Below are 19559 nucleotides of genomic sequence, written 5' to 3'. Positions count from 1 at the left end.
TTTACTGTCAAGCAGTGCGAATTATTTCCGTGTAAATCCGTTAACGGACTGAATTATTCCCGTCGATGATTCCCCTGATGGTCTGCAATATTTCGGAAGGCAAATATGGTTTCTGAACGAAACGCTCGACCCCCAAGTTGAGCAGCCTCATTCTTACATCAGACTCGACAAACCCGCTTGCCGCAACCAGTTTTGCGGCCGGATCTAACGACCGGATTCTCCTGAGGACTTCATCACCAGGAAATTTCGGCAGACCCAGATCGGAAATGACCAAAGCAATCTCACTCTGCTTGCGTTTGAATATTTCTATGCCTTCTTCTCCGTCGCACGCCGTGATGACATGATAGCCTTTGAATTCGATGACGGTCTTCACCAGCTCCCTCAGCATCTCTTCATCTTCTATGACCAGAATTGTTTCGGTTCCGCCGGGCACATCTTCAAGCGGTATGACGGCGGTTTCGACATGCTCCGCTTTCTGCTCCTCTATCGGGAGGTAGATGCCGAACGTCGTGCCCGCTCCCGGACTCGTGTCCACATCGACGAAGCCGCCATGGTTTGAGACAATGCTATGAACAAGCGAGAGGCCTAGTCCCGTGCCTTTGCCTACATCCTTAGTCGTAAAGAACGGATCGAAGATTCTTCGCTTCGTCTCTTCGTCCATCCCGGTGCCGGTATCCGTGACCTCGAGAAATATGTACCCCTTTGACGAGGCATTAGGAAACCTCGAGACAACCTTTTCTTTTTCCAAAGCGGTGGTAACAATCCTCACTGTGCCTCCACCGGGCATTGCGTCGCGCGCGTTGACACAAAGATTCAAGAGTACCTGCTGGATCTGCGTCGCATCGGCATCGATAGGTGGAAGATCGGGCTTGAGCTCCGTGGCAATCGTAATCGTTCGAGGCAGAGTCTCCCTGAGAAGTTTTGTCGTCTCGTTTACAACGTCGTTGATCTGTACGCGCTCAAACACCGATTCTCCTTTTTGGGCGAATGTAACGAGCTGTCTTACCAGGGATGCGCCGCGGGCCGTAGCTTTCTGAATCGTATCCACACTTCGGGCTATCTTATCGGGTTCGGCAGTTCCCTTCTCGATTACTGCGGAATAACCCATGATAATGCCGAGAAGGTTGTTGAAATCGTGGGCAATCCCCGCTGCGAGAGTCCCGACACTCTCCATCCTCTGAGCTTGGATCAATTGCTGCTGAAGAGCTTTCTGCTTCGTGATATCACGGACAATCCCGAGAAACAAGAATGTCTGTCTCGACTCATCAAGTACGACAGTTGTGGTGGAACTGACTCTTATTTCCTCGCCATTTTTCTTCTTGAACATAAATTCCTGGTCTTTCGCAAACCTGTCACGTCGAAGCGCATCAAAAAGGGATTTGCTGTCGTTCGGTTCGGCGAAAAGATCAGCCATATGGACTCCGATCAGATCATCCTTCGAAGCGAAACCGAGGAGCTCGACCGCCGCGGGATTTACGTCTACTAATGAGCCATCCGGTTCCGACATGAAGATGGCATCCTTCGATTGTTCGAAGAGAGAACGATATTTTTCCTCGGAGTCTTTCAACTCCTCGTACATTTTCTTGAGCCTTTGTTCCACCTGCTTCCTTTCGGTGATGTCTATGAATGAAGCCATCATGCAGATCGGATCACCGTTCTCCGATTTAACGGTGTTCGCTGATATTTGAAAATCGAACCTTTCTCCGTTTTTTCTAACACCTTCACTTTCGTCCAGGTATCCCTTACCCGCCTTCATGAAATCTACAGCCTGCCGCATCTTTTGAAGCGAGTGAGAAAATTCCGAGATATCTTTGCCGATAATTTCGCCCTCATTGTTGCATCCCCAGAGTTTGACGAACTCTTCATTGACATAAAATATTTTTCCACTCAGATCAGCGAGGCCTATTGCGCTTATCGAAGATTCAATTGCAGAATTCTTTATCAGGAGCTGTTCTTCCGCGCGCTTGCGGTCTGTGATCTCGCGAATCACACTGACCAGTGTACGGGCCCCGTCGACTTCCATGCCTTGCGAACTCACTTCAACGGGGAACGTGCTGCCGTCCTTGCGCACGTGGGTAGTTTCAAAGAGAATACCTCCCTCGTCCGCTTTCGACATTTGCTCCGCCGTAAGATTCCTTTCTGCAGGAAACCGCAGATCGTTGATCGACAGGGATAATAATTCTTTCCGACTGTAGCCGTACGCTTTCACAGCAGCGGCGTTCGCTTCGATGATGCGCCCGTCAGCCAGTCTCACGAATAGAATAAGATCGCGGGCGTGATTCGCAAGCATTTCATAATGGCCCAGCGCCTTTTCGGCTTCTCTCCGCCTTTCCATCTCCGCCTGCCAGCGATTCAACTGCCGATGCAGTAATGTGTAGAGCAAAACGGCCGTGGCAGTTACAAAACCCCATCCTTTATAGGTGGACAGCGCGGTGAACACTGCGGGTTCGGATGAGAATTTCATGACAGCGCGGTCTGAAAACAAAATCCACAGGAGGGAAAATGCCCAGTAGATCAGGGTCGTCCGAAAAGCTACCCGTATAATTTTGTTTTTCATCCGCGCCCATTTCGATTGAATCGAGGAAAAATAATTATTCTCCGGTTGTCGACGCACTCCTGTTGCAGCAAGGTCAATAATGCATCTCGTGCTTCTGATTCATCCATCAAATCGTCACGATTTACATTGGAAAAAATGTAGCCAAATTATGGCGAACTTCCAACAAATCGAGAATGTTTTCCCGATATCGTGGAGCAACAAATCTCTAGAAGAAATAGTATCTGAATCCGACCCCCCCATCGAGATCGAATTGCGCCGGCGACGGTGAAAAGTAAAAGACCGGTGTCAACTGCAAGAAGATGTCTAGACGGGTTCCCCGTGGTAGGACTGCAAGGCCAAAAATGCCGCGCACTCCGAATACCGTTGGGGTGCTGGTGCCGATGACACCACCGATGCCTGCGTATAGCGGAAGATGTCCGTTTGCTTTGATAAAATTCATGGCGTGCCAGAGATATTCTCCCGTAATATATGTACCTGTGTTCGAAAGGCTATTACGCCAGCCCGCGCCGAACTGGAGTGCTCCTGTAGAAGATGTCCATGCTTTCACCGTAAGTCCCGTCGGCATACCGAGCATTAGTCCGACGCCAAAACCGCGCGACTGTGAAAATGCTATGGGAGATGTGAGAATAAGACAAACAGTGAGATAAAATATTCGCCTTGCCATGAGCTCTCCTTTTATTTCCTTGTTGACGATTTTGACTTTCGGTGCATTCGAAATACCCATTCGGTCTGTTCTTGCCACATCCGACGACGATGCGAAGCACCTCTTCGTAAAGCTAGTATTGAGTCATCAAATAATCAACCGGTGCTCAGCGTAAATTTCACGAATGATCATTCGCAATTTCACATCAAAGAAACAAAAAGAAGGCGTCCCGACCTTTACCGGAGCGCCTTTTATTTTGGCTGAGAAAATAAATGTTCTCTTACTGGCAGGCGACAACCACATTAACCGTCACCGGCCGAGCACCGACCATATCTTGATCCGTTGCTGTCACGGAAAATACATTCTCTCCTTTTGTCAGCGGGACGGAAACGATTTTTCCATAACCGACAACGACGCCGCCTTTCCGCCATTCGTACCGGACATTACGGCTGTCGGGTCTGTTCACATCAGGCGCATTCAGTACTTTGGTCGGATTCGAGGGATTCCATTCGGTATTAACCGGTGCAGGAACGTTTTTGAATTCCAGAGACGGCCACACTTCGATATCGAATTGCTCCTTTTCGAGTATCGTTCCCTGTGGATTCCATGCGAGAACGATTATTTGCTTCCCTGCCGAACCGACCTTTGTTCGAGACATGAAGCCGGAATCGGTCACAAAGCCGACCTGCGGAAGAGACGTAATATTCGAAATCTCAACCTCACTCCCCGCGATCCAATCTTTCTGGAAATTCACAGAGTTCAAATCCGGCTTCAACGTGACGAAGATTTCCTTGGAAACCGAATCGACCGAATTGCTCATCTGTCTTCCGTCGTTCGCGATCAGCGTGATTGCATGTTTGCCGGGGATAGTAAGATGCAAACCCGATGGATCATTTTCGATACCATCCATCTTCCATACAAATGAAAGACTGTCACCGTCTGCATCCGTGAATCTTGCCGGAACAAGATGCACAATCTCTCCCTCGTACAGCTTGTCAGGCAGACTGAAATCCGGATTAGGTTTCGAATTGACGAAGACGGTCATCTCTTTGTAAACTGATCTAGACGAGGTCCCGGAGTTGTCCGTGATTAGCAGAGAAAGGATGTGATTTCCCGGAGCAACCATGACCATCGACGCCACTGGGGTCGTCGCGACGGTCTTGCCGTCGAACTTCCAGTTATAGTTGATTATGACTCCGTCAGGATCGGTCGATGCGGTGGCATCCATCGTGAGCAGGTCTCCCAGTGCAACGGCATCCGGGACATTCCATCTGAGGACCGGCGGCGCGTTGACAACGACAGTTCGAGTGAGCGTCGCCGTCCCGCAGCTTGCAGCGGTTTCGAGCACGATGGTGAGCGTTACATCATATTTTCCCGGACTTCGCGGTATGAAATCGGCACGGGAACCTTCTATCGTGAAGGACGTGTCTTTTGACCGGATGCTCCAATCTGTCGACAGGACCTTTCCTTCCGTCTTCGAGCCGGAGGCATCAGTGGTTATATATTCTCCAACGCTGACGGCCTGGGGAATCGAAAACATCGCGACGGGTCCTTCCACTACACGAACCGTGGATGTCGCCTGGCTGACGCGACTGCACCTGCCGCTGCCATTTCCGATCACCGTCAGCTCAGCGCGATACGTTCCGGTTTTTGAATATGCATGCGAGACTTTTCTTCCGAATGCGGTTGTACCGTCGCCGAAATTCCACGCGAACGACCCGATCGGACCGTTCGGGTCGCTGCTGCGCGTCCCGTCAAATTCTATCGGAGTGTTCAAGCACACGGTGGTATCCGAAAAATCCTGAACTGCCTGGGGAGAGCCCTCGATAATGACCGGTAGAGTCGCAACGGAAGGCTTTTCAGCAAACCCATCGCTGATAATGAGTCGTGCTTCATAATAGCCGGGCTCTGTATATGTATGGACAGGGTTGATTTCCGCTGACGTCGTGCCGTCTCCGAATTTCCATTCGGCGATGAGCGGGTCCTTATCCGGATCGTAAGACCGCGACCCGTTGAATAGCACCGTTCGACCACTGCAGGAATAAATGATGGAGTCGACCACGGCGACGGGGGGGCGGTTCACAATCACCCGGATTGTCTCGCGTGCTATGCTGTTCTTCTTTCCCTGCCCATCATCGACCGTCAAAGTGAGGAAATGAATTCCTCCACCGGGGGCTTCCCAATTGAAAGTCGACTCGTATCGGCGAGTGCCGTCCGGAAGAAGCCATTCGAACTTCAATGCCTGCCCGTCTATATCGTAACTTTTCGACGCATCCAGGTTAACGATCCGTGAATTCGTTCGGATGAGATCCCTGGTTACTATGATAGGCGGACTGTTCACCAACAACGAAAACTCTTCTGTCTGCGCGGAGTTCTCAAAACCTTCTCCGTCATTCACCGTTATCTTACAGACTACAACCCCGCTCTCTTTAAATGCCTTTTTCACGACAGCACCTTCAGCAGAAGTGCCATCGGAGAAATTCCATACGACGGATTTGATCTCGCCATCAGGATCGGACGTGCCTTTCGAGTCGAAGGTGACTACCTCCCCAGGTTCGGCAACTTTCGGAGTCATTTCCCATTTGATTACGGGAGGATAATTGACATGGATCCGCGCGGTCTTCAACCCAGCTGCATCTTCAAATCCGGAGTTATCTTTCACCTTCAATGCCACGGCATAATCTCCCGGTTCGGGGAAAACGAGAGCGGCAATGCTGTCGTGTCCCACCGTATTTCCATTTACGATCCAGGTATAACCGGTGACGATTCCGTCAGGATCGTAACTTCTTGTTCCGGATACGCGAAGCGTTTTTCCCGGCTCCCATTCTGAAGGAAGCGAAAACTCAGCGATCGGATTCTTGTTAATCACAATGACATGCGTCGCGTTCTGAACGCTGTTCGATTGCTTCTTTCCATCATCTACCGTTAGCGTGATTGTGAATTTGCCGCCTGTCTGGAAAACGTGAGTCACGCTCTCTCCAACGCCCTTCGAGCCATCACCAAAATCCCATGCATAACTAACACCGGCACTGTCTGCACTTTTAGTCTTGCTCCCTGAGAAATTCTGCCGCGACAAATTCGAGCTGTCCGCCGCGGTAATTATCGGGACTACAGGAGCATCGATATGAATTTTGTGCTCTGTCGATTGGACGGAATTCGCCACCCCCTGTCCATCGTCGGCCGTCAGCTTCACGACATAATCGCCGGGTTGTGCGAACGAAAATTTCGCGGTTGGTCCGGAAAAGTTCATGCCGTTACTAACCTCCCAATGAAACTTTAGATTGCTGTCGTCGGGATCTCTTGAGTCCAAGGCGGAAAGTGAAATCTCGTCACCGGGAGCAGCCATTGTCGGGAGGGAAAACATAGGGACCGGATCTGCGTCGACTCGATACGAGAAAGTTGCGGTGTAGTCCGAATTGGCAGTCCCCGTTTGATCGGATACCGTCAGCGAAATTCTATAGTTCCCCGGTTTCTCATGCGTGAGCGAGATGCTCGGTTGGTCGTGCGGAGAGACGATGCCGGTTCCGCTCCAGGAATATATCAGGCTATCACCGTCGCTGTCGCTGGCATTCGAGGCGAGAAATTTTACCGGCATGGAATGGGCTATCACTTTCGGTGCATTTATTTCAACATAAGGTCGGGAGTTGACTCTCAGCTCCTCCGTGGTGGACGCCTCGTTGCATTTACTACTCAACGAGCTGTTTTTCTCGATAAGCCTGACGACATATTTCCCGGGTAGAAGGCTGGAAAAAAGAAGGGAAGGCTTGCTCCCGCGATACTCGTTATTGACATACCATCGGTAAGCCGCAATGATATCCTCTTGAGATTCTTTCGCCGTCAGCACTATGGTTTCGCCTGGAGACAGGATTCTCTTCGGTAGAGATATTTTCGGATCGGGCGGAGCAATTATCCGGGCAGTAAAGTCACCTACCCAGTATTTTGGGAAATACATTCCTGTCGTCGGCAAGAAAACTTTTCCACTGTACGTTCCCGCATGGACAAAGGAGATAATCGAAGAGTCTCCTTCTATCGTCGTCTTAGCGAGTACCCAAATCGGTTCCGATTTGACAACCTGGCGTTTGGTCTCCCCGGAGAGAGCGAAGCGCGCAGACAGACAGTCGTTCCCAGGAAGCTGCTTCGCTGAAACCTTTCTTGGGGCGACCCTCCCGACAATTACCGGCTTCCATCGCCAGAGAAGCGGACTGTTGCCTTTGACGACTACATTGTTGATTCGGAGGTGGGATCCGCCGACTGCAATTCCCCATCGATTGCCAAGATCTCCCGCCGAGCTGTCAAAGCTAATACTTCCACGGGAGAGACGAAAAGACCTGCCAAACTCGTCTTTCATATAGACTACGGCTCCCTCGCCACCAGCAAAGGAGAGTTGACGGATGTCATCTGTTTTATCCGAGACCGGACGGAACTGGACCTCATCGCCTATAGGAACCTTATACAAACATACCGGCAGATTGAGTGCATATATTTCCCATTTGTGCTCAGAAGAATCCGATGAACTTCCCCTGACGCGGAGCTTAAATGAATTTGACTCCCTCCCATGGCCGGCGGAAACCCTGAGAAGCCAGCCCTCGGGACTGCCAGCAGGATCCAATGAATCGAAGTCAGTCCAACGGTTGATGTATCTGGCATCTTTTGCAACCGTGAGTGTTTTCATCATTCGATCGGCGCGGCCGTTCCTGTAAGTATACAATTGATATGTGGTCTCCATGGCGCGCCCTTTGTAAAAGACATCGGCCACTCCGCCCAGTGACGCATCGTATATCTCAAGTTCCGAAGAAACCGACCGGGGAGGTGGCTTGATGATGAAATCGTAACTGTGTACCGCATCGCCTCTGATTGTCACGGGTGCCTCTCTCCCTGCGACAAACATGAAAACATCCTGCGCAAATACATTGTTCGCTAATATCAAGACAAGCATGATGCTAAAGCAAAACTCTGCAAGCAACTCAATCTCGACTGGTCTGATTTTATGGAATGGCCTCATTTCACCGTACCTTCCAGGTTTTCGAGCCGATGGGACATGCATCGTCGATGGATTCAAAAGTTAATCTCAACAACTTACTCCTCTCGGGCTTGAGAGACATTGCCCAAATTCCTCGCGGACTCGTCAGCGCGGTGACTTTTTGGTCGCCCACCTCAGCGACAACTCGGACGCGCGGATATGCGGTTCCTCGAGCCTCTATCGTCGGGCCCGTGGCACTAAGTTCTCCTCCAATGATCGGACAGTTCCAATCAACCTGGAACACCTTCGACGAATCCATCGGTATTATGGAGAGCTCCCTCCTGCTGACATTACCCGAGTTGTCCTGTGCCACGATGTCCAGGACGGTCTCGGGCTTGTGCAAGCGAGCAATGTAAGAAAATGCTCCCGACGAATCCAATTCCACAGCTCTTCCGTTTATAGCGAGCGCGACATCTGTCCGAGTTCTTCCATGTATGGTCACCTCTTCAAGAACCGTGTATCGCAAATCAGTATTCCACCCGTCAATTAGGATAGGAGGACGAGGCGTATTTTCAGTCCTGATAATGGTATAAACAGGCGAATCGATCCCTCGCAACCCATATCTGTCGATGCAGTGCAATCGAACGTAGGTCGATGCCAACGGTATGCCGAGCAGCTCAAAATCCGTTGAAGCGGTCGCGAACCGTTTCGTCTCCTGGTCGAAGTTCTTCCCCGGACTGGCTTCCACTTCATATTGCGCTGCCCCGGCAACCTCTTCCCATTTCAGAATGAGATGATCGACGTAAATGATGGAATCGTTCAGGCGCCAGTTGAGATGAGGCGGCGGAAGAAGCGTTATAGGCCGGAGCGGAGGCTGTCCCTTTTTTATGATTGTTCCCTCGTTGCTCTGGAGAGTGACGCGGACGTTACTGGCAGATAGATCGATCGTGCCCTCATAGTTGGAGATCTTCGCACTTAGATCTCCCTTCGCACTTGCCCAGAACTTGGCCGATTTGACAACCGACTCAGATGTACCGGCCTCGAAGGAAAAATCATTTGTCTCTTTCGCTTTTTCGGAAAACATCGTCAGGAGACTACCGTTGACGAGCGCCATATTCCGTTTCACCTTTTGGCTCAGCCTGTCGCGCTTGGATGCACGAATTATCACGGTCGTGTTTGGATCCACGCTAACATCAACGCCATCCACAAAGCTGAGGAGCGCGATGCTTTTTTCTCCCGTCTTGACACCGTCGTATGCAACAAATAAATCCCCGAGAAATGCGGTCTGCCAGGCACCAAGATATCCTCTGCGCTTGTCGACCGTTCCGGTCTTTTGTGCCAGCCGGGCATCGACAGCTTCGTCCCGGTTCTCGTCGGTCAGTTTTTGCATTTGCTCCATACCTGCCATGATCTGCGCGGCATGTCGATGGGCTTCTTCGACGGAGCCTTCCCGGATGGCATGTTCATACATCGAAAAGAAACTCATAACGGAATCCAGTTGGTCGCTTGCAAAGACTCTCGCACCGTTCTCTATCAGCAGCGACATTTGCTCCCTTGCCTGCAGGACTCTATTGTGTTCGATGGCAAATCCCTTCAACTGCTTTTGAGCTGCGACGGACAACGTGAAAGAATTCGAAGCGACATTGCGAATCGCCAGCGACACTATGATCGGCCACGCCGTCGAGTCGCCGGCAAAAGCGAACGCAGTCCCAGACAGTTCCGAAGCTCTAAACTCGATCGATTTCTTCTGTGCTTGAAGAGATGGCAGAAAGATTAGCATCGCCAGCAACACACATAGACCCTGGTGGACTCGCGTATTCATTTATTCGGCAGGCCCTTCCACTATGGGGATCGTCAATGTAAACCTGCATCCGATCTCCGGATTCGATTCAAGCGAGACGGAGCCGTTATGGTAGGCCGCAATCTCCTTTACATATGCCAGACCGAGTCCGGTCCCAACCTGGTCTTTCACCTTCTCATCAGTCAATACTCTGTAAAACTTCGAGAACAATTTTTCCTGGGCTTCAGGAGAAATGCCGTAACCGTGATCCGTAACGCTCAACAGAATCGAGTTATCCATCCGCGACAAATTCACCTCTATGGTCCGGTCGGGACCTCCGTACTTAATCGCATTCGACAGTAGATTCGCGACTGCGTCATGGATTAATTCGGGTACGACTACGGAAAGCGGGATTTCATCGGAAACGATAAACTCCGACTTCAGCGACTTCTCCTGGAACTGAAGCATTTCTCTCTCGAGTTCATCTCGGACGATGGTTACGATGTCCGAAAGTGTCTTAGTATAGTCGACGCGGCGGGACTCAAGACGGGAGATATTGAGGAACCTATTAATCAGGTCGTTGAGAGTCTGCATGCTTTTCGCGATGATGTTGAGAGATTCGCGACGCTTGCTCTCCTCCATGGCACCCTCTCTCGACAAGAGCGTAGACAGCATAGAAATGGTCGTGACCCGGTTTCGCAGTTCGTGCACTATTACATTCATCATATCCGTTTTCATCTGGTCGATGAGGCGATCATTCGTAAGATCGTGGAAAATTATCAACGACCCCAAATTTTCGGCGCCGCGAAGGATCGTAAGATCGTTTACCCTGTAGTACTGGGCGACTTCGTTTTCAAACTCGACCTTCAACTCGGATTGGACGAAATAAGTTGTAAAAGAGCCTGCCTCCTCAGTCTGTATCGTTTCCTTCAGAGGCTTAATCCTCGCATGGTGTATCACATCATCCTTCATGGCAACATCGCCATCGAGCGAAATGAGCTGGCACAGCTCGTTGAATTTTGCATTCCGGAAGACAAGCTTCCCGTCGCCGTCTGCGATCGCTATCAGATCACCGCTGTGGTTCATCAATAGTTTGTTCTTCCACTCCTCAAGAATAATCTTCTCGACATTCAAGCGCTGGTATCGTTCGAGGGAACGTCTCATGGACTCTATTGTCTCGCCCATCTTGTGAAAATCATGCAAGGCTGGAATTCGAACCCCCTGTCTGAAATCGAGATCCTCCATTCGTTCAACGTCCTTCACGAGCATTTCAATCGGCTTGCTTATTTGATGCGACATGAACCATCCGAGGACAAGAAGAGCTGTCATAATTGCGATGATAAGTGTGGACGAGTAAATCAGCAATTGATTCACCGGTGCAATGATGGTTTTTTCAGGAACCGCGACGACTACGTTCATGTTTGCGTTTTGGAAAGTACTCGTTGCAGTTTGCCAGTTCTCTTCTCTCAGGCGAACGAGCCGCAAATTGTAGGTACGCCGGTAGGTAAAAGAGGTATCGATTATTCGGAGATCATAGCGGTTCTTATAAACGACACGGTTCCCTGCGAAGATACCCAGGAAATAAGTCGATCCGAACGGTAACCTCGTCAAGTATCTTTGAAGAATGCCCGCATCCCACATGATATTGACAAAGAATAATCTGTCTGCAACCTTGAAAGTTGTTCGAGTCACAAATGCCTCCGAGGGAGAGCCGGAAAGTCCGGTGAGCCATGCGAGCATCACTGTGGGATCGCTGGACGCTACAAACATGCTGTCCGCGATTTGAAAAGCTGGTGACGGATAGGTTACATTTTGACCGTTTATTTGCTCGGAAATGCCTGGTGAATTGACCCTGATCTGGACAATATTTGGAAACAGCGTGATTGCGTCAACGAGAAGTGCTTCGCCCCCCTTTGGATCATCCGTCAGCTGCGCGGCCACAGATTTTGTTGCAGTGATCCAGGCTCCTATCTGGCTGTCAATGTTTTGGACTTCAAAGCTTTGAAGCTGCTGGAGAATGGTGATCCGCTCGGCCACGACGCTTTTTTCATATTGCGGACGGATAATTATCCAAACTACCGACAGCGCAGCAAATGTAAGGCCGCCTAGGCCCAGAAATATTCGATTCCGCAGAGAGAGACGAATTTTCATTATCTATACGACTAGAATCTTCAAGAGAAATAAAACACCAGACTACAAGGAAATAATAATTATTATTGCAATGAACATCCAGTGTCAATTGGAGTCACGATGTTTACTCAATCTTCTAGAACGGGAATGATTGCTTATGATTATAATGCCGATATGCGAAGCCGACTACTCAACAAAAAAAGGCGTCCCGACCTTTACCGGAGCGCCTTCGTTTTGGCTAAGAGATACTCTCAAAAGACCGTCCTGACGATTTTATATCAGGAGCTTAAACCTGTTCAACGCCTTGATATAATTCGCGCGCTCGAAAGCTCCCGGGTCGGCGACGGACTTCTGGCTCATGCTTCCCTTCATTTGTGCCACCGATTCATACTCATGCTCCTCGAACCAGAGAGTCATGTCGGCGAGGATTTTTGCGATGTGACCGGCTCCATTTTGTAGCAATGCAGAACACATCATGGTTATGTCAGCGCCGACCATGACCGTCTTGATAACGTCCTCCGCCGTATGGATACCGCTCGAAGCCGCAAGATCGACCTTGAGCTTTCCATAAAAAATCGCGATCCATCTCATGGGAAGCCGGCTTGCAGTCGAGTCGCTCAGCGCAACCCCCGGAATGACTTCCAACTCATCGAGATTGATGTCGGGCTGGTAAAAACGATTGAAGAAGACGAGCCCGTCCGCTCCGGCTTTAACAAGTCTCGCAGCTAAATTCGGCAGCGAGCTAAAATAAGGACTCAGCTTTACGGCCACAGGGATTTTCACTGCCTCTTTTACTTCCGAAAGAACGTCGATGTAACGCTCCTCGATATCCAGAGATGTGAGCCTCTCATCGGTCGCGATATAATAAACGTTCAACTCGATCGCATCTGCACCCGCATCCTCGAAGTGTTTCGCATACTTTATCCACCCGCCCGGGGTGATTCCATTCAGGCTCGGAATAACCGGTATCCCTAAAGATTCTTTCGCCTTTCTTAGGAGATCCACATAAGCATCCGGCTCGAGATTGTACTCCGCTGCAGACGGCATGTATGTCAGGGCTTCTGGATAGCTTTCCGTGCCATAATGCAGGTAATGATCGAGCTCGGCACTTTCGTGCGCGATTTCTTCTTCAAAGAGTGAATACATCACGATGGCAGAAGCACCCGCATCTTCCAGGCGCTTCATGCTATCAAGATTTTTCGAGAGAGGGCTCGCCGACGGAACGATCGGGTTCTTAAGCTGCAGTCCGAGGTACTTCGTTTTGAGATCGATCATGTCTGAATATATTCTAAACGTTGCTCCGGAACCTAAAGAGCATTGTGAAAAAGAAAATTCTCATTGCGAGGCCGGACATCGGCAGGATAGAATTCGCGATGCAATCCTTTTCCTCAACAGGTCCGGGTAAAAGGCCGCTTCGTCAGTTCTGTCCTAGCAATGATAGACAATGTCTATTCTTTCACAGATACATGCATTTTCAATTCATCGCCGGCACAGGCTTTGTCCCTGCTGCGTCGCCGGCTTTTTTCGGCTCGTATTCCTTGGAAAGCTGCTCGTACATCTTCCATCTGTCGTCAACGTCTTCTTGCGCAAGCTTCATCAGGAATTCTGCCCTCGCCGGATTGGTCTTCTTCAGACTGTTGAACCGGTTCTCAAGCGAAGTGAACTCATTCACAGATCCTTTCGGCGCCTTTGAATCGAGCTTCAATGGATTCTTTCCCTGGGAAGCCTGACGTGGATCAAACCTGAACAACGGCCAGTAACCGGTCTCGACGGCAACCTTCTGGTTTCTTGCTCCCATGGACATGTCGATTCCGTGTTCAATGCAGTGTGCATAGGCGATGATTATTGATGGACCATCATACGACTCAGCCTCGAGAAATGCACGCACCGATTGTGCATCGTTTGCTCCCATTGCGACACGGGCGACGTAGACGTTGCCATACATTAACGCCATCAATGAGAGATCTTTTTTCCGCATCGGCTTTCCGCCTGCGGCAAACTTCGCTACGGCGGCCCGTGACGTCGATTTCGACATCTGCCCGCCGGTGTTCGAATACACTTCCGTGTCGAGAACAAGTATATTCACGTTTTTCCCGGAGGCAATGACGTGGTCGAGTCCGCCGTATCCGATATCATAAGCCCAGCCATCTCCACCGAATATCCAGACACTTCTCTTCACGAGATTGTCCGCGATGCTCAAAAGACTCTGCGCCTCGGCCGACTTCATTGAACTCAATTTTTCTTTCAGCATCTTCACTCTCTGACGCTGGTCGTAGATTCCGGCTTCATCGGTTTGGCGGGCCTCAAGCAATTCTTTCGCAAGCTGCTCTCCAATTTGAGAAGCTAATTTTTGCACAAGCTCTTTCGCCATTTCAGTTTGCTTGTCGACCGCGAGTCTCATGCCGAGACCGAACTCGGCATTATCCTCGAACAGCGAGTTAGACCATGCAGGTCCACGGCCGTCGCGATTTACCGTATAAGGCGTAGTCGGGAGATTGCCGCCGTAAATAGATGAGCAACCGGTCGCGTTTGCAATGAGCGCTCGGTCTCCGAACATTTGAGTCACTAGTTTCACATATGGCGTCTCGCCGCATCCTGAACACGCACCCGAATATTCAAAGAGCGGCTGCAAGAATTGAGAGTCCTTCACGTTGTCAAACCTGATATCCCTTCTGTCAATTTCAGGAATGTCCAGGAAGAACTCATAATTTGCCCTTTCCACTTCGCGGATCGGCGGTTGAGGCTTCATGTTGATAGCTTTCACCTTCGTGTCGGTCTTGCTCTTCACGGGACAGAACTCGACGCACAGCCCACAGCCCGTGCAGTCCTCCGGTGCTACCTGCAAGGAGTACTTCATGCCTTTGTGCTCAGCGCTCTTGAAATCGACAGCCTTGAAGTTCGCAGGAGCATTGGCCAGGGCAGAGGACGGATAGACTTTCGTGCGTATACTTGCATGCGGACAAATCACGATACACTTGTTGCATTGAATACAAATGTCGGCTTCCCAAACAGGAACTTCGAGAGCGATGTTTCTTTTCTCCCACTGTGCGGTCGCCGTTGGAAAAGTACCATCTATAGGCATTGCACTCACCGGCAGTGAATCGCCTTTGCCCGCGATCATCTGAGCCGTGACCTTTTTGACGTATTCGGGAGCACGATCGGAAACAACCGGGGGCATTTCGATTGTGCTCGTCACTTTGTTCGGGACCTTCACTTCAAAAAGATTCGCCAGAGTCTGATCAACTGCCTGGAAGTTCTGCTGAACGACCTGGTCGCCCTTTCGACCGTACGTTTTCTTGATCGCCTTTTTGATTTCTTCAATCGCCTGCTCGCGCGGCAGCACGCCGGAGATCGCAAAGAAACAGGTCTGCATTATCGTGTTGATCCTGCTTCCCATGTTCGTCTCGCGTGCCACTTTATACGCATCGACAACGTAAAACTTCAGCTTCTTCTCAATGATCTGTTTCTGGATGTTTCTCGGTAGTTTGTCCCAGACTTTGTCAGGTCCATAAATACTGTTCAGAAGAAATACGCCGCCAGGAGCAGCTTTCTCCAGAACGTCGACCTTCTCGACAAAGAACCATTGATGACAGCCGACGAAGTTTGCATTGTTGATAAGATAGGTTGAATGGATCGGCTTGGGTCCGAAGCGAAGGTGGGAAATGGTGATCGATCCGGATTTCTTTGAATCGTAGACAAAGTAACCTTGCGCGTTGAAATCCGTTTCACCGCCGATGATCTTGATGGAGTTCTTGTTAGCTCCGACGGTACCGTCTGCCCCGAGTCCATAAAAGACCGCTCGCTTTACTTCCGGCGACTCGGTATCGAATGATGGATCGTAGTCTAAGCTCGTGTTCGTCACGTCATCCACAATGCCGACCGTGAAATGATTCTTCGGCTTGTCTTTTTTGGCCTCGTCAAACACGGCTTTGACCATCGCCGGCGTAAATTCCTTCGACGACAAACCGTACCTCCCGCCTATTATTCGAGGGAACGATTTAAGCGGAAATTTGCCCGATGCATTCGTTTCCGTCAGCGCCGTTACGACATCTGAATATAAAGGTTCGCCTGTCGCCCCAGGCTCTTTCGTCCTGTCGAGAACAGCGATGCTCCTGGTTGTCTTCGGTAACGATTTTACAAAAGCTTCAACCGAGAATGGCCGGTACAATCTGACTTTTACAAGGCCGACTTTCTCTCCTTTACTGTTCATATACTCGACAGCTTCATGTGCTGCCTCCGCACCAGAGCCCATCATCACAATGACACGTTCCGCGTCCGGCGATCCGACATATTCGAATAACTTATACGCTCTGCCGGTTACTTTCGCAAACTGATCCATAACTTCCTGAACGATTCCTGGACACGCCTCGTAGAATTTATTTCCGGCCTCTCTCGCCTGGAAGAACACATCCGGATTCTGTGCGGAGCCGCGAAGCACGGGGTGGTCGGGTGAAAGGGCCCTCTCGCGATGCTTGCGAATCAACTCGTCGCTGATGAGTGCATGCATCTGGTCGTCGGTCAGCTGCTGAATCTTTAAAACTTCATGAGAAGTTCTGAAGCCGTCGAAGAAATGCAAGAATGGCACGCGTGCCTTTAGAGTAGCCGCCTGGGCTATCAAAGCAAAATCATTTACCTCCTGTACGGAATTCGACGCGAGCATTCCAAAGCCGGTCGCTCTAGCGGCCATGACGTCGCTGTGGTCTCCAAAGATCGAAAGCGCATGTGCGGCAACCGATCTTGCCGCAATATGGAACACCGTCGAGGTCAGCTCACCGGCAATCTTAAACATGTTTGGGATCATCAGGAGCAAACCTTGAGAGGCAGTGAATGTTGTCGTCAACGCACCAGCTTGAAGTGCACCATGGACGGCTCCGGATGCACCGCCTTCACTCTGCAATTCAGCTACTGTCGGGACGGTGCCCCATAGGTTCGGCCTGTTTTGTGCAGACCACTCGTCCGACCACTCTCCCATGGGAGAAGATGGAGTTATCGGATAAATCGCAATTACCTCGTTAAGTTTGTGGGCAACATAAGCGGCCGCCTCGTTACCGTCGATTGTTACAACATTACCTGGGAAAGCTGACTGTTTGCCATCCTTCCCGGATTTATTCTCTTCAGCCATTTTTGTTCCTTTTTTCAAAAAATACGATGTGATAGAAAACTCTAGACGCCGTATTTTCTGCAATTTGGATGCCACGAAAGCCTCCCTGTTAGTTCTTAAGTTTCAACAAGTTACAACATTTGGGAATGCAGGAAAACGGAACCGGGTGGCATTCTACCCCAGAAAGATGAAATTACGAAATTGACAATGCCTCCCTGCACAATTCTCCCGTGAAACTTCCTTTCGCATCCCCACATTGTTCAAATCAAGAAAACTATCTTAGTTGCCCGTCGCAGCGTTCTTCCTTTCCCAGATATTATTATCCCGGTTCACGTCCGGCATGACGTGCCCGGGATCGACTACGACTTTATCGATTTTTCTTTCATCGTAGATCTGAAGCGTATAGTCGTTTCCGAGAAACCATGCCTCGACGGGAACGTTGAAGCTGTCTATACTCCCGTCATCGAAAGTAACTTGCAGCTTGAAAGGCATCACGAGCCCGGCCTTGTTCGAGAGGTAAACGAACGACACGGCAGAATCGGCGACCACGGTATCCACTGCCTGATCAAGAACATCAGTCGAGTAAAACCATCCTTTCCAGAACCAATCCAGATCTTCGCCTGAATAGTCCGAGATCGTTCTGAAGAAATCCGAAGGCTGAGGATGCTTGAATGCCCATCTCTGGATATAATTTTTGAAACCGCGATCAAATCGTTCAGGACCAATTATCTGTTCCCGCAGCAGCCTCAAGCCGAATGCGGTCTTGTAATATTCGAGGAACCCGTATTTGTCCGGCTTAATCTGGTCGGCGCGAGTCATGATCGGCTGATCATTGACCGGAGTGCACATTCGTCTCGCGATAGTGTCTGCGTTCCCCGTCCGCAGTGCAATCGCCTCGCCGCCGTAATAATCAACGCCAGAATAGTAATTAATAAATGTGTTGATCCCCTCATCCATCCACGCGTATCTCCGTTCGTCGCTGCCCACCGTCATCGGGAACCAGCCATGTCCGAATTCGTGGTCGGTAACAGAATACAATCCCTGTCCTCGCGAGCGAACATTACAGAACACGATCATCGGATATTCCATTCCGCCGACAATTCCCGCGACGTTCGTCGCGACCGGATAAGGAAAATGATAATAAGTCTCGGAATAAAACTTGAACGTGTGCCTCATGAACTCGACGTCTTTTTCCCAGCCGGGCACTCTTGAAGTGTCGGCTGAAATTCCTTCTTTCGGATAAACCGCCATCAGCAAAATATTATCCCAATGAGAAGCATCCCATATGAATGCGTGAGACGCTGCCCAAGAAAAATCGCGCACGTTCTCAGCGTGATATCTCCAGGTCAGATCCACTTTGCCTTCAGGGCGTGTTCCCTGCTGTGCGATCTCATCTTTTGAGATAACATGGATGGTCGAATCAATTTTTCTAGCGAGAGCAAGTCTGTCCCGCTCGGACCTGGTCAACACCTGTTCCGGATTTTGAAGGACACCTGTAGCCATGACGATGTAATCATGGGGAACTGTTATCTCGACATCGAAATTTCCGTACTCGAGATAGAATTCACCTTCACCGAGATAGGGGAGCGGATTCCAGCCGTTGACGTCGTCATACACGCACATTCGAGGATACCACTGGGCAATCTCGTAAATCGTCCCGTCTTGCGACTCAAATCTTCCGAGGCGGTCGGAGCCGTATCTCGGAACCGCGAAAGACCATGTTATCTCCAACTGAACTTTTCCGCCCCGGGCGGGAACCGGCCGCTCTATGTCGACTCTCATTCTCGTATCGTCCACAATATAATGCGATCTGACTTTCTTGCCGTCCTGCACCACGATCACACTGCTCAATTCATAACCGCCGTTTTCAAAAGCTCCCCTGTACCGGCTTCGTCGGCCGGTGAATTCATAACTTCCACGGCTTCCTTCCTTGAAAAGATTCTGGTCAAGCTGAAGCCAAAGATGGTCAAGGGATTGCGGCGAGTTGTTGGTGTAAGTTATCGTCTCACTTCCGGAGATTTTGCTCTCGGATGTGTCAAGATCGACCTTTATTGAATAGTCCGCCCGCTGCTGCCAGTAACCCGGCCCGGGTCTCCCGTCGGCGGTGCGAACGTCATTTGCAGTCGGCAAATCAAGAGGTGAAAAAAGATTGCCGTTCGATTGTGCACGAAGTAATGGCGTTTCTAAGAATAGGATTAAAAAAACACACATCATCCTCATAGGACTCTCCTTGTCAAGTAAAATTCTGCTTGATAGATAATCTAAGAAAGGAAAGATTTTATAAAAATGTGGAAGGCGCGAGCTCCCGGTGAGACTCATTCGGGGAACGCTTACATTCGGAATGATTGATTGAAGAAAGATGAGTTCAATAATTCATCAGGCGGACAA

At 50.1% G+C, this 19559-nt stretch carries 8 protein-coding genes; all 8 read right to left on the bottom strand.

Annotated features, from left to right (window positions below):
* Positions 1–40: 40 nt before the first annotated feature.
* A complete protein-coding gene (locus VLX91_00665; GenBank protein HUI28696.1) occupies positions 41–2557 on the bottom strand; it encodes a PAS domain S-box protein in 2517 nt (838 codons plus the stop codon).
* A 205-nt stretch (positions 2558–2762) separates the two neighbouring features.
* Complete coding sequence (locus VLX91_00660) at positions 2763–3221, bottom strand: hypothetical protein (GenBank protein HUI28695.1); 459 nt, start codon at positions 3219–3221, stop codon at positions 2763–2765.
* Positions 3222–3480: 259 nt separating this feature from the next.
* Complete coding sequence (locus VLX91_00655; GenBank protein HUI28694.1) at positions 3481–8136, bottom strand: PKD domain-containing protein; 4656 nt, start codon at positions 8134–8136, stop codon at positions 3481–3483.
* A 67-nt stretch (positions 8137–8203) separates the two neighbouring features.
* Positions 8204–9982, bottom strand: a complete 1779-nt coding sequence (locus tag VLX91_00650) for a FecR domain-containing protein (protein HUI28693.1) — start codon at positions 9980–9982, stop codon at positions 8204–8206.
* Positions 9983–12091: a HAMP domain-containing sensor histidine kinase gene (locus tag VLX91_00645; GenBank protein HUI28692.1), complete on the bottom strand. Its 2109-nt coding sequence runs from the start codon at positions 12089–12091 to the stop codon at positions 9983–9985. It lies immediately after the preceding gene.
* A 252-nt stretch (positions 12092–12343) separates the two neighbouring features.
* Entirely contained in the window at positions 12344–13345 is a 1002-nt protein-coding gene (locus VLX91_00640) for a dihydroorotate dehydrogenase-like protein (GenBank protein HUI28691.1), read from the bottom strand.
* Positions 13346–13544: 199 nt separating this feature from the next.
* Complete coding sequence (nifJ, locus tag VLX91_00635) at positions 13545–17192, bottom strand: pyruvate:ferredoxin (flavodoxin) oxidoreductase (protein HUI28690.1); 3648 nt, start codon at positions 17190–17192, stop codon at positions 13545–13547.
* A 258-nt stretch (positions 17193–17450) separates the two neighbouring features.
* Positions 17451–19391: a M1 family metallopeptidase gene (locus tag VLX91_00630; GenBank protein HUI28689.1), complete on the bottom strand. Its 1941-nt coding sequence runs from the start codon at positions 19389–19391 to the stop codon at positions 17451–17453.
* Positions 19392–19559 lie beyond the last annotated feature (168 nt).

The organism is Candidatus Acidiferrales bacterium (assembly GCA_035515795.1).
Classification (GTDB): Bacteria; Bacteroidota; Ignavibacteria; order Kryptoniales; family JAKASW01; genus JAKASW01.
This window is presented reverse-complemented; position numbering and strand designations above follow the sequence as displayed.